The following is a 12359-nucleotide window of genomic DNA, read 5'->3' on the forward strand; positions in this document are numbered from 1 at the left end:
CCTGCTTGCTGGATGGGTGGGTTGCGCTTCGACTGCTACTGCTTGAGAACGTCGGCCCCCGCGGGCGCCTTGAAGTCGAACACGTCCGCGGCGAGCGCCGGGTTCACCTCGACCTTGCTGAACTTGAGCACCGAACGCTGGCCGAAGCTGTCGAGAATTTCGAGCGCGGCAAGCGCATCGCCCTGGAAGCCGACCTGCACGTGCTGCAGCTGGCCGTCCTTGTTCTTGGGCGTGGCCTTGACCCACTGGAGGCCGTCGCGTTCGGGCGCGGCTTCGAGCGTGAAGTCGGCCTGCAGTGCACGCAGGTCGGGCGCCGCGGCGATCAGCGCAGCGGGCGTGGAGCCCAGCGCCTGCGACTGCGCGCGCTGCGTGACCTGATTGAGGTCGGCGTCGTAGAGCCAGAGCGTCTTGCCGTCGGCCACGATGGTCTGGGCGAAAGGCTTCTGGTAGTCGAACTTGAACTTGCCGGGACGCTGGAATTCGAAGGTGCCGTTCGAGGTCTTGGCGCGGCCCGGCTGGCCGTCGCGCGGCGGTGCGGTGACGGTCTGGGTGAAATCGGCGCGGCCCGATTTCACCGTCTTGACGAAGGTCTCGAGGCTTTCGAGGCCGCCGGCCCAGGCATTGGCGGAACAGAGAAGGCCGATCAACAGCCAGTGACGAATTTTCATTTGGGATTCCTCAGCACGCGAACCGCGTTGGCATGACCATACCCCGCGGCGCGTGGCGCCATGTGCGGGGTTCGATGAAGTTTTGCAACGCTAGCGCGGAGTTTGCAACCGGCATGTCAGCGCGTAACGGCGGGACGAGCAGGCCTTTGCCGGCTATTCAGCGCGCGCCGGCACCAGGATCTCGCGCTGCCCGCTGCCGCTCATTGCGCTCACCAGGCCGGCTTTCTCCATGTCCTCGACGAGCCGCGCGGCGCGGTTGTAGCCGATCTTCAGGTGGCGTTGCACGAGCGAGATGCTGGCCTTGCGGTTCTTCAGCACCACCTCCACCGCCTGGTCGTACATCGGGTCCTTCTCGGCATCGCCGCCGTCGCCGAGCATGTCGCCGTCGCCGTCCACCGTGCCGCCTTCGAGCACACCCTCGATGTAGTCGGGCTCGCCCTGGCTCTTCAGGTAAGCCACGACGCGGTGCACTTCGTCGTCGCTCACGAAGGCGCCATGCACACGAATCGGCAGGCCGGTGCCGCTGGGCATGTAGAGCATGTCGCCCATGCCGAGCAGCGCCTCCGCCCCCATCTGGTCGAGGATGGTGCGGCTGTCGATCTTGCTCGACACCTGAAACGCGATGCGCGTGGGAATGTTCGCCTTGATGAGGCCGGTGATAACGTCCACGCTGGGCCGCTGCGTGGCAAGGATCAGGTGGATGCCCGCCGCGCGTGCCTTCTGCGCCAGCCGGGCAATGAGCTCCTCGATCTTCTTGCCGACGACCATCATCAGGTCGGCCAGCTCGTCGATCACGACCACGATGTGCGGCTCGCGCTTGAGCGGCTCGGGATCGTCGGGCGTGAGGCTGAACGGGTTGTAGATGAACTCCTCGCGCGCCTTGGCCTCGTCGATCTTGGTGTTGTAGCCGGCCAGGTTGCGCACGCCGAGCTTGCTCATGAGCTTGTAGCGGCGCTCCATCTCGGCCACGCACCAGTTGAGGCCGTGGGCGGCCTGGCGCATGTCGGTGACCACGGGCGCGAGCAGGTGCGGAATGCCTTCATAGACCGACATCTCGAGCATCTTCGGGTCGATCATGAGCAGGCGCACGTCGCGCGCCTCGGCCTTGTAGAGCAGCGACAGGATCATCGCGTTGATGCCGACCGACTTGCCCGAACCGGTGGTACCGGCCACGAGCACGTGCGGCATCTTCGCGAGGTCGGCCACCACGGGGTTGCCGATGATGTCCTTGCCGAGGCCCATCGTGAGCATCGACTTGCCTTCGTTGTAGACCTGCGAGCCGAGGATCTCGCTGAGCTTGATCGACTGGCGCTTGGCGTTGGGCAACTCGAGCGCCATGTAGTTCTTGCCCGGGATCGTTTCGACCACGCGGATCGACACCAGCGAGAGCGAACGCGCAAGGTCCTTGGCGAGGCCGAGGATCTGCGAGCCCTTGACGCCCGTGGCGGGCTCGATCTCGTAGCGCGTGATGACGGGGCCCGGCGAGGCCAGCACCACGCGCACCTCGACGCCGAAGTCCTTGAGCTTCTTCTCGATCATGCGCGACGTCATCTCGAGCGTGTCGGCGGACACCGTTTCCTGGCGCACCTGCGCGGCATCGAGCAGGTCGACCTGCGGCAGCTTGCTGTCGGGCAGTTCCTTGAAGAGCGGCTTCTGGCGCTCCTTGGCGACGCGGTCGCTCCTGGGCACCTCGGCCAGCGCGGGTTCGATCTGCACCGGCGGCGAGGCCGCGCGGCGCTTCGGACGCGGCTCGATGCGCAGTTCTTCGTCGCCGACCAGTGGCTCGGGTTCGTCCGCGTCGGAGCCCGTGCGCGAGAACGGCAGGTCTTCGGCCTCTTCGCGTTCGCGCGCGGCCCGCTTGCCCATCGCGATGTCGGCAGCGAGCTCGCGCTTCTCGCGGCGCCACTCGAAAAGCGAATAGGCCCGCGCGCCGATGCGCTCGGCGATCTGGGTCCAGGAGAAGCGGAACACCAGCGCCGAGCCGATCACGCCCGCCGCGATGGCCACCAGCGCCGAGCCGGTGAAACCCATCCAGCGCACGCTGGTGGGCCCGACGAGGTAGCCGAGCACGCCGCCGCCCGACCCCGGAAGATGGGATTCGAGCCGGTACAGCCGCGACCATTCGAGCACCGCGCTCGCGGACAGCAGCAGCAGCAGGCCAAACCAGAACGCGATGCGGCTGCGGTTGAAGCGGCCGCGCACCGGCTGGTCGCCGGCTGCGGGTTCACCGCCCCGCAGCCAATGGGCCAGCGACGACAGCCATGCGCGAAGGCCTGCCGCAAGACACCACCAGACCGAATACCCCGCGAGGAAGTAGCTGCCATCGGCCAGCCAGGCACCGATGCGGCCGCCCCAGTTCTTGACCTCGCCCCCCGTGCCCGATGTGGACCAGGCTGCATCGGACGGCGTGAAGCTCAGCATCGCCAGCAGCCAGAACAGCAACGCGGCGAAGCCCGCGACCAGCGTGATCTCGTGTGCGAAGCGCAGGGCGCGCATGCGCACGGGTTGCCCTTCGTCGGCGGAAGAAGATTGAAGCGTATTGAGCGAATAGGTCATGAAAAACGCGGCACCCGGCCCGACAAGCGGCAGCTGGATGGCTGAACACTACAACAAAAGGCCCCGGCCGGGCCGCGGCTCACGCCAGCGACAGCAGCCGCTCCTTGACGATCATGGATCCGTCGTCCTGGGTCTGGACGAAGCCGCGCTCCTCCAGGTCCTTCATCACGCGGCTCACCATCTCGCGCGAGGCACCCACCATTTTCGCGAGATCCTGGCGCGAGATCTTGTCGCGCACCTTGAGATTGCCGGCGCCGTCTGCCGTGGCGAACTCGAGCAGCGACCGTGCCACGCGTCCGTAGACGTCCATGAGCGCCAGCGACTCGATCTTGCGGTCGGCATGGCGCAGGCGCTGCACCAGCCCGCGCATGATGTTGTAGGCCATCGAGGAGTTCTCGGGCAGGCAGCGTGCGAAGGCCTCCCGGTCGAGCATGAGCACGTCGCACTGGACCTCGGCACGCACCGTGGCCGAATGCGGCTCGTCGTCGATCAGGCTCATCTCGCCGATGTGGTCGCCGGTGTGCAGCGTCGCGAGAATGACTTCCCGGCCGCGGTTGTCGGCGCTGGTCACGCGCGCGCGACCCGTCAGGATGATGTAGAGCGCATCGGACTTCTTGCCCTGCTCAACGATCATCTCCGCGCGCTTGAAGCGCTTCTTGATGATCGTGTCCGCAATGCTCGCTGACTGTGAAGGTGTCAGCGAAGCGAACAGCGGAACGCGTCTGAGCAGCTCAAGATTGGACAGCATTGACATCGATCGATCCCTGATACGGCGCCTGCAGCCCCATCGCTATTTGTGAGATTGATGGATTACTACAATCGCGCCCATTGAAAACACCGTGCACCCGGTGTTGAACCGGGCGGTGATACTCCCTACCTAACGGTACCACCCTGAAAATGTACACGCTGACGCAGCGCAAATCCTAGGTTTTCTACTCATCACCCTATGTCCGCCACCCAACACGCCAAGGTCCTGATCCTGGGCTCCGGCCCTGCCGGCTACACCGCCGCGGTCTACGCAGCACGCGCGAACCTGCAGCCCCTTCTCATCACGGGCATCGCCCAGGGCGGCCAGCTGATGACCACCACCGAGGTCGACAACTGGCCGGCCGACGTGCACGGCGTGCAGGGCCCCGAGCTGATGCAGCGCTTCCTGGAGCATGCCGAACGCTTCAAGACGCAGATCGTCTTCGACCACATCAACAAGGTCGACCTGAGCAAGCGCCCCTTTACCCTCACGGGCGACAGCGGCACCTACACCTGCGACTCGCTGATCATCGCCACGGGCGCCTCGGCGAAGTACCTGGGCCTCGAATCAGAGCAGAAGTTCATGGGCCGCGGGGTTTCCGCCTGCGCCACCTGCGACGGCTTCTTCTACCGCGAGCAGGAGGTCTGCGTGATCGGCGGCGGCAACACGGCCGTCGAAGAGGCGCTGTACCTCGCCAACATCGCAAACAAGGTCACGCTCGTGCATCGCCGCGACAAGTTCCGCGCCGAGCCGATCCTGATCGACAAGGTCAAGGAAAAGGTTGCCGAAGGCAAGATCGTGCTCAAGCTGCACAGCGAACTCGACCAGGTGCTCGGCGACGACTCGGGCGTGACGGGCATCCGCATCAAGAACACGCAGACCGGGGCGACCGAGCAGATCGACCTCAAGGGCTGCTTCATCGCGATCGGGCACCACCCCAACACCGACATCTTCCAGGGCCAGCTGGAAATGAAGGACAACTACATCCTGACCCGCTCCGGCCTGCAGGGCTTTGCCACGATGACCAGCATCCCCGGCGTCTTCGCCGCTGGCGACGTGCAGGACAACATCTACCGCCAGGCCATCACCAGCGCCGGCACGGGCTGCATGGCCGCGCTCGACGCCCAGCGCTTCCTGGAGCAGGACGGCACGCTCTGAGAGCGGTGCCGTGCGCCGCGCTGGTGGTGCTGAGCCCAAAAGGGCTATAATCCAAGGCTTTGCCGAATCAGGCCCACAGTCTCCCGGAAGGGGCTGTTGTGGGCCTGTAGTGATTTTTACGGCAAGCCGGGGTACCGCCACCCGTTTCTGGCGAGGTCAAGCTGCAAAACACCTGAGTCTGCAATCGCCCTGATTGCGCCGGTGCCAGCTGTTCAAGAAAGAGTGTCCTCATGGCACGCGTATGCGATATCACGGGCAAGGGCCCGATGGTCGGAAACAACGTTTCCCACGCCAACAACAAAACCAAGCGCCGGTTCCTGCCGAACCTGCAATACCGCCGTTTCTGGGTCGAGACTGAAAACCGTTGGGTTCGCCTGCGTGTTTCGAGCGCCGCGCTGCGCCTGATCGACAAGAACGGCATTGACGCCGTGCTCGCAGACCTGCGTGCACGCGGCCAAGCTTAAGGAGCTGAATCATGGCAACGAGCAAAGGCGGACGCGAAAAGATCAAGCTGGAATCCACCGCGGGTACCGGCCACTTCTACACGACCAGCAAGAACAAGAAGACGATGCCTGAAAAGATGTCGATCATGAAGTTCGACCCGAAGGCACGCAAGCACGTCGAATACAAGGAAATCAAGCTGAAGTAATTCGGCCCGGTCTCCCCTCACGAAGAACCCGCTGCTCACCCAGCGGGTTTTTTGTTGCCTGTGTGTGCTGTGGGCGCAAAAAAAGCCGACCAAGGTCGGCTTCTTTGATCAACGGCGGTATCGAAAACCGTGCCGCGCGATCAGGCGTGCGCAGAGCGCAGACGGGTCGAGAACTCGCGCAGGCCCGCGATCCCGCTGGCTTCGGCCCTGTGGCACCAGGCTGCCAGGTCGGCCGCCAGTTGCTCGCGCGACTGCGAGGTGTTGAGCCACAGCTGGCGCAGCTCTTCGCGCATCGTGACCATCTTGTCGATCACCGGGTGGGCGGCGCGCGCCTGGACCAGGTGGGTGCGGGCTGACGGCGGCACCTTGTCGTCGTCGCGATGGAGCCAGTTCTTGGCCGCCTTGAGCACCGAGATGTCGCCGCCCTTGGTCTTGAGCGCCGCGAGTTCGGCCTTGGTCACACGGCGCATTTCACGCGCATAGCCGGCCATCACTTCGTAGCGGTTGGCGATGACCGCCTCGAGCGTCTTCTCGTCGGCCACGGGGCGGATATCGCCGAGCTGCATTTTCGGCGGCAGCTTCTTGACCTTGGCCCAGCCGATCGCCTGCATCATCTGGATGTAGACCCAGCCGATGTCGAACTCGTACTTCTTGACCGAGAACTTGGCCGCGGTGGGATAGGTGTGGTGATTGTTGTGCAGCTCTTCGCCGCCGATGATCACGCCCCACGGGAACACGTTGCGGCTGGCGTCGGGCGCCTCGAAGTTGCGGTAGCCCCAGTAGTGGCCGATGCCGTTGATGATGCCGGCCGCAGTGATCGGGATCCAGAGCATCTGGACGGCCCAGACGGACAGGCCCACCACGCCGAACAGCGCCAAGTTGAGCACGAGCATCAGGCCGACACCCTGCCAGCTGTAGCGCGTATAGAGGTTGCGCTCGATCCAGTCATCGGGCGTGCCGTGGCCGTAGCGCTCGACCGTGTCCTTGTTCTTCGATTCGGCACGGTACAGCTCGGCGCCGCGCCAGAGCACTTCGTCGATGCCCTTGACCTGCGGGCTGTGGGGATCGTCCACGGTCTCGCACTTGGCGTGGTGCTTGCGGTGGATGGCCACCCACTGCTTGGTCACCATGCCGGTGCCGAGCCACAGCCAGAAGCGGAAGAAATGCGAAGGGATCGGCCCCAGGTCCATGGCCCGGTGGGTCTGCGTGCGGTGCAGGAAGATCGTGACCGCGGCGATCGTGATGTGCGTGGTGACGAGCGTGTACAACACGATCTGCCACCATGTCAGGTTCCACAAGCCGTGTCCGAGCCAGTCGATGGCCGCGCTCACAACGGCAGAGTCAGGAATCCACATTGAGTTTGGTGCTCCATGGCCGCACGAAGGTGCCGCCTATTCAGTTAGACGCAATTTTAAGGCGCCAAGGCCAAAACGAGGCCTTTTGTCCTTCTGCAATTGCGCAGAATTACCCTGATTTGGAGTGCAACACCTATTTACGGTTCCATACGGCGGCAAAAAAACCGTCGGTGGCGTGGCGGTGGGGCCACAGTCGAAGGTACCGATGGCCGTCGGGCCCGCCGGCGCAGAGGCCCTCGGCCCCTTCGACCTTCAATCCCTGCAGCAGCGTGGCGGCGTCCTGGGGCACGAAATCGGGATTGGCGGCACCGAAAGCCTCGGCAATGGCCTCGTTTTCCTCAGGCAGCACGCTGCAGGTCGCGTAGACCAGCCGCCCGCCCGGTTTCACCAGGCGAGCGGCGCTCTGCAGGATGGCAGTCTGCTTGGCCGTCAGTTCCTCGACCGATTTTGGCGACTGGCGCCATTTCAGGTCGGGATTGCGGCGCAGCGTGCCAAGCCCTGAGCAGGGCGCATCCACCAGCACGCGGTCGATCTTGCCTGCCAAGCGCTTGACACGGTCGTCGCGCTCGTGGGCGATGGCTGCGGGGTGCACGTTGGACAGCTTGCTGCGCGCCAGCCGGGGCTTGAGTGCGTCGAGCCGGTGGGCCGAGGTGTCGAAAGCATAGAGCCGGCCGGTGCTGCGCATCGTGGCGCCGATCGCGAGCGTCTTGCCGCCCGCGCCGGCGCAGAAGTCGACCACCATCTCGCCGCGCTTGGCGTCGAGCAGCAGTGCCAGCAGCTGGGATCCTTCGTCCTGCACCTCGATGGCGCCGCGGGCAAAGGCCTCCAGCTTGGTCAGGGCCGGCTTGCCGTCGATGCGCAGCCCCCAGGGAGAGAACGGCGTGGCCTGCGAGGGAACGCCGGCCTTGGCCAGTTCCGCCTTCACCTCCGCGCGCTTGTCGGTCAGGGCGTTGACCCGCAGGTCGAGCGGCGCGGGCTGCTGCAGGCTTTCGGCCAACGCCCAGAAGCCGTCGCCCGCCTGGGCCTTCAGCGGTGTGACCAGCCATTCGGGCAGGTTGTGGCGGTGGCGCTCGAGCAGGTCGTCGGGCTTGACGGCGTCGCAGTTGTCGAGCCAGCGCTTCTCGACGTCGTTGAGCGCGCTCTTCAGGAAATCACGCGGGCCATGGAAACCCAGGATCGCCATGCGGCGCTCCTTCGAGCCGCTGCCCGAAGGCGAGAGGTGGTCGAACAGGAGCTTCTTGCGCAGCACCGTGTAAACCGTCTCGGCGAGCGTGGCGCGTTCGCGCGGGCCGAGTTCGCGGTGGTCGCGGAAGAAGCGCGAGACGACCTGGTCGGCGGGGTGATCGAATTTCAGGACGAGGCCCACCAGATCGGCGGCGGCCTCCAACAGGGCTTTGGGGTGCATGCCTCCATTGTCTCAGCCGCGCCGTCGAAAGCCGGCCGAGTGCCATGGAGAATCGCCCACCATCCGAAGAAAGAAAGCAACGCAGTGACCCACGACGACGACAACCTGCCCCCGCTGATCGAGACGCCTCCGGGCCGCTACCGCCACTACAAGGGCGGCGAATACGAGGTGCTGGGCACCGTCCGGCACAGCGAGACACTGGAGCCGATGACGCTCTACCGTGCGCTCTATGGTGCCGGCGGGCTCTGGGTCCGGCCCGCGGCGATGTTCGGCGAGACCGTCGAAATCGACGGTGTCCGCCGCCCCCGCTTCGCCCCCGCCTAAGTGGCTCGGCCCCGGAGCGCTGCGCTGCTTCAGCCGCAGCGAACGTCGGTCACGCGGCCGCGCGCATCCACATCGAGGTTGAGGCGTCCGCCGTTGAGTTCCATCGTCACCACCTCACCCGGCTTCAGCGCCCGCGAGGTGCCGGCACCTGCGCGCACACGGGCCGCGGCTTCCAGTTGGGGCGACAGCTGCTGGCCCACCGCAAAGCGGGCCCCGTCGGCGTTGCATTGAAAGACCGGCTCGGGTGGTGCTGCGGACGCAGGCGCCGTCGCAGAGCCGGGCGCGGCGCAGGCGGTGAGCAGAATGGCGCCCGTGGCGGCCAGCAGTAGCGATGGGGTTTTCAAGTGGGGCTCCCGAAAACCGCGAATATAAACAATTCTTAACGAATGCGTCTCGATGTATCTGCCAGCCACCCGGCAATGGCGCGTGGATACAACTGATGCTCCTGCGCCAGAACGCGGTCTGCCAGATCGCCGGCGGTGTCGCCGGGCAGCACCGGCACCGCCGCCTGCGCCAGGATCGGGCCGTGGTCGAGTTCGCTCGTGACCTGGTGCACCGTCACGCCCGCCACCTTGCAGCCGGCATCGATCGCGCGCTGGTGCGTGTCGAGCCCCGGAAACGCCGGCAGCAGCGAGGGATGGATGTTGACCAGCCGGCCGGCATAGCGGTCGACGAAGCCCGGCGTCAGGATGCGCATGAAGCCCGCGAGCACCACCAGCGCCGGCGAATGCGCATCGACCTCACTGGCCAGGGCCGCGTCGAAAGCCTCGCGGCTGGCGAATGCCTGGTGCGGCACGACGGCAGTGGCGATGCCGTGCGCCCGGGCAAGCGCGAGCCCGCCCGCATCGGCCTTGTTGCTCACGACCGCCGCCACGCGGGCGCCGAAGCGTTCGGTCCAGCGGTCGCGTTCCGCGGCGCGCGCGATGGCCGCCATGTTGGAGCCGCCGCCGGAGATCAGGATCACGATGTTCTTCATGGGAGGGCGGGATTATCTGTGTTCGGCGCTCACCGCCCGCGGCACACAACTTGTCGCCGCGCGGACACCAGTTCACAGCACGACCGTGCTAAAACTCCGGGTTCCGGAGACAGGCCGCCATCGCCGCGATGGCGCCGACCGTTCAACACAGCGAGGCACGCATGGATTTGAGCTTCACGCCCGAAGAACAGAAGTTCCGCGAAGAAATTCGCGCATGGGTCAAAGAGAACCTTCCCAAAGAGATTTCGCACAAGGTGCACAACGCGCTCGAACTCACGCGCGACGATCTGCAGGGCTGGGCCAAGATCCTCGGCAAGAAGGGCTGGCTCGGCTACGGCTGGCCGAAGGAATTCGGCGGCCCGGGCTGGACCGCCATCCAGCGCCACCTGTTCGAGGAAGAAACCGCGCTGGCCGGTGCGCCGCGCATCATCCCGTTCGGCCCCGTCATGGTGGCGCCCGTCATCATGGCTTTCGGCAATGCCGAGCAGCAGAAACGCTTCCTGCCCGGCATCGCCAGCGGCGAGGTCTGGTGGAGCCAGGGCTACAGCGAACCGGGCTCGGGTTCCGACCTCGCCTCGGTCAAGACCAAGGCCGAGCGCCAGGGCGACAAGTACATCGTCAATGGACAAAAGACCTGGACCACGCTGGGCCAGTACGGCGACTGGATGTTCAACCTCGTGCGCACCAGCAACGAGGGCAAGCCCCAGACCGGCATCAGCTTCCTGCTGCTCGACATGAAGTCGCCCGGCGTGACGGTGCGTCCGATCAAGCTGCTCGACGGCAGCCACGAAGTGAACGAGGTGTTCTTCGACAACGTCGAGGTGCCCGCGGAGAACCTGATCGGCGAGGAGAACAAGGGCTGGACCTATGCCAAGCACCTGCTCTCGCACGAGCGCACCAACATCGCCGACGTGAACCGCGCCAAGCGCGAACTCGAGCGCCTGAAGCGCATCGCCAAGAGCGAAGGCGTCTACGACGACATGCGCTTCCGCGACGAGATCGCCAAGCTCGAAGTGGACATCGTCGCGCTCGAGATGATGGTGCTGCGTGTGCTGTCGGCCGCCACGTCGGGCAAGAACTCGCTCGACGTCGCGGGCCTGCTCAAGATCCGCGGCAGCGAGATCCAGCAGCGCTACAGCGAATTGATGATGCTCGCGGGCGGCGCCTACTCGCTGCCGCTGATCCGAGAGGCGATGGAGGCCGGCTGGCAGGGCGACTTCCCCGGCGGCAACCCGGCCCTGGCGCCGCTCGCATCGACCTTCTTCAACATGCGCAAGACCACCATCTACGGCGGTTCCAACGAAGTTCAGCGCAACATCGTCGCCCAGACGGTGCTGGGCTGAGGAGACAAGAATATGGACTTCAATTTCACCGACGACCAGGAACAACTGCGCGACGCCGTTCGCAAGTGGGTCGACAAGGGCTACGACTTCGAACGCCGCCGCGGCATCGAGGCCAAGGGCGGCTTCTCGCGCGAGGCCTGGGACGAACTCGCCGAGCTGGGCCTCGGCGGCCTCTACATCCCCGAAGACGACGGCGGCCTGGGCATGGGCCCGGTGGCCGGCATGGTGGTGATGGAAGAACTGGGCCGCGGCATCGTGCTGGAGCCCTTCGTGCAGACGCTGATCGCCGGCGCCGTGCTCGGCGGCCACGCCCCAGCGGAGCTCAAGGACAACTGGCTGCCGCGTATCGCCGGCGGCCAGGCCATCGTGGTGCTGGCCTACCAGGAGCGCAAGGCGCGCTACCGCCTCGACGTGTGCGAGGCCAAGGCCGTGAAGGCCGGTGACGGCTGGTCGCTGAGCGGCGCCAAGAGCGTGGTGCCCGTGGGCGACGAAGCCGACGCCTACATCGTGCCGGCGCAGGCCGACGGTCGCATCGCCCTGTTCCTGGTCGAGCGCAGCGCGAGCGGCGTCGAAGCGCGCGGCTACGGCACGCAGGACGGCAGCCGCGCCGCCGAAGTGGTGTTCGACAAGGCCGATGCCACGCTGATCGCGGCCGATGGCCTGCCGGTGCTCGAATACGCGGTCGATGTCGGCATCGCCGCCACCTGCGCGGAAGCGGTTGGCATCATGGACAAGACCGTGGCGCTCACGGTCGAATACATGAACCAGCGCAAGCAGTTCGGCGTCGTCATCGCGAGCTTCCAGGCGCTGCGCCACCGGCTGGCCGACATGAAGATGCAGCTCGAGCTCGCACGCTCCATGAGCTACTACGCCACGCTCAAGCTCGAAGCCCCAGCCGACGAGCGCCGGCAGGCGATGGCGCGCGCGAAGTACCAGCTCGGTGTGTCGATGCGCTTCGTGGCGGCCAATGCGGTGCAGCTGCATGGCGGTATCGGCGTGACCGACGAATACATCGGCAGCCACTACTTCCGCAAGCTCACCCAGCTCGAGATGACCTTCGGCGACTCGCTGCACCACTTGGGCGAAGTCTCCGCGCGCATGCAGGACACGGCCGGGGTCTTCGCCTGAAGGTATTTCTCTCATAGCATCGACGCCCGCCCGCCCTGCGCCGGCGGGC

General features: G+C 65.8%; 13 protein-coding genes. 6 read left to right on the forward strand and 7 right to left on the reverse strand.

Translation table 11 applies throughout. The annotated features are described in order from the left end of the window. Positions 1 to 35: 35 nt before the first annotated feature. The 3 genes from lolA to AC3A6J_RS03345 all read right to left on the reverse strand — a co-directional run bounded on the left by lolA (position 36) and on the right by AC3A6J_RS03345 (position 3978). Positions 36 to 668, reverse strand: a complete 633-nt coding sequence (gene lolA, locus AC3A6J_RS03335; RefSeq protein ID WP_487858473.1) for an outer membrane lipoprotein periplasmic chaperone LolA — start codon at positions 666 to 668, stop codon at positions 36 to 38. A gap of 153 nt (positions 669 to 821) precedes the next feature. After that, positions 822 to 3224 carry a DNA translocase FtsK gene (locus AC3A6J_RS03340; protein ID WP_487858474.1) on the reverse strand — a complete coding sequence of 801 codons (2403 nt, stop codon included), beginning with the start codon at positions 3222 to 3224 and terminating at the stop codon, positions 822 to 824. Positions 3225 to 3303: 79 nt separating this feature from the next. Then, entirely contained in the window at positions 3304 to 3978 is a 675-nt protein-coding gene (locus AC3A6J_RS03345; protein ID WP_487858475.1) for a Crp/Fnr family transcriptional regulator, read from the reverse strand. Positions 3979 to 4170: 192 nt separating this feature from the next. Here AC3A6J_RS03345 and trxB point away from each other — a divergent pair, with 192 nt between their 5' ends. The 3 genes from trxB to rpmG all read left to right on the forward strand — a co-directional run bounded on the left by trxB (position 4171) and on the right by rpmG (position 5779). Further along, complete coding sequence (gene trxB, locus AC3A6J_RS03350) at positions 4171 to 5130, forward strand: thioredoxin-disulfide reductase (protein ID WP_487858476.1); 960 nt, start codon at positions 4171 to 4173, stop codon at positions 5128 to 5130. 230 nt (positions 5131 to 5360) lie between these two features. Then, positions 5361 to 5594, forward strand: a complete 234-nt coding sequence (rpmB, locus tag AC3A6J_RS03355) for a large ribosomal subunit protein bL28 (protein ID WP_487858477.1) — start codon at positions 5361 to 5363, stop codon at positions 5592 to 5594. 11 nt (positions 5595 to 5605) lie between these two features. After that, positions 5606 to 5779 (forward strand): 50S ribosomal protein L33, encoded by a 174-nt coding sequence (gene rpmG, locus AC3A6J_RS03360; RefSeq protein ID WP_007830291.1) that lies wholly within the window; start codon positions 5606 to 5608, stop codon positions 5777 to 5779. A gap of 140 nt (positions 5780 to 5919) precedes the next feature. Here the strand turns inward: rpmG and AC3A6J_RS03365 are convergent, their stop codons facing one another. Together AC3A6J_RS03365 and AC3A6J_RS03370 are read right to left on the reverse strand one after the other, a co-directional pair. After that, complete coding sequence (locus AC3A6J_RS03365; protein WP_487858478.1) at positions 5920 to 7134, reverse strand: DesA family fatty acid desaturase; 1215 nt, start codon at positions 7132 to 7134, stop codon at positions 5920 to 5922. 133 nt (positions 7135 to 7267) lie between these two features. Beyond that, the gene (locus tag AC3A6J_RS03370; protein WP_487858479.1) at positions 7268 to 8539 is read right to left on the reverse strand and encodes an RsmB/NOP family class I SAM-dependent RNA methyltransferase; all 1272 of its coding nucleotides are present in this window, start codon (positions 8537 to 8539) and stop codon (positions 7268 to 7270) included. Between the two features lie 84 nt (positions 8540 to 8623). Between AC3A6J_RS03370 and AC3A6J_RS03375 the strand changes: the two genes are divergently transcribed. Continuing rightward, positions 8624 to 8863, forward strand: a complete 240-nt coding sequence (locus AC3A6J_RS03375; protein ID WP_487858632.1) for a DUF1653 domain-containing protein — start codon at positions 8624 to 8626, stop codon at positions 8861 to 8863. Between the two features lie 29 nt (positions 8864 to 8892). Here the strand turns inward: AC3A6J_RS03375 and AC3A6J_RS03380 are convergent, their stop codons facing one another. Next, a complete protein-coding gene (locus AC3A6J_RS03380; RefSeq protein WP_487858480.1) occupies positions 8893 to 9207 on the reverse strand; it encodes an I78 family peptidase inhibitor in 315 nt (104 codons plus the stop codon). A gap of 35 nt (positions 9208 to 9242) precedes the next feature. Next, the gene (gene purN, locus AC3A6J_RS03385; protein ID WP_487858481.1) at positions 9243 to 9839 is read right to left on the reverse strand and encodes a phosphoribosylglycinamide formyltransferase; all 597 of its coding nucleotides are present in this window, start codon (positions 9837 to 9839) and stop codon (positions 9243 to 9245) included. 161 nt (positions 9840 to 10000) lie between these two features. On the opposite strand from purN, the gene AC3A6J_RS03390 reads away from it, so the two are divergent. After that, on the forward strand, positions 10001 to 11182 hold the full coding sequence (locus AC3A6J_RS03390; RefSeq protein ID WP_487858482.1) for an acyl-CoA dehydrogenase family protein: 1182 nt from the start codon (positions 10001 to 10003) through the stop codon (positions 11180 to 11182). 12 nt (positions 11183 to 11194) lie between these two features. Continuing rightward, positions 11195 to 12310 (forward strand): acyl-CoA dehydrogenase family protein, encoded by a 1116-nt coding sequence (locus tag AC3A6J_RS03395; RefSeq protein ID WP_487858483.1) that lies wholly within the window; start codon positions 11195 to 11197, stop codon positions 12308 to 12310. Positions 12311 to 12359: the final 49 nt, after the last annotated feature.

It is taken from the genome of Variovorax sp. Soil_C_39, from assembly GCF_057656815.1.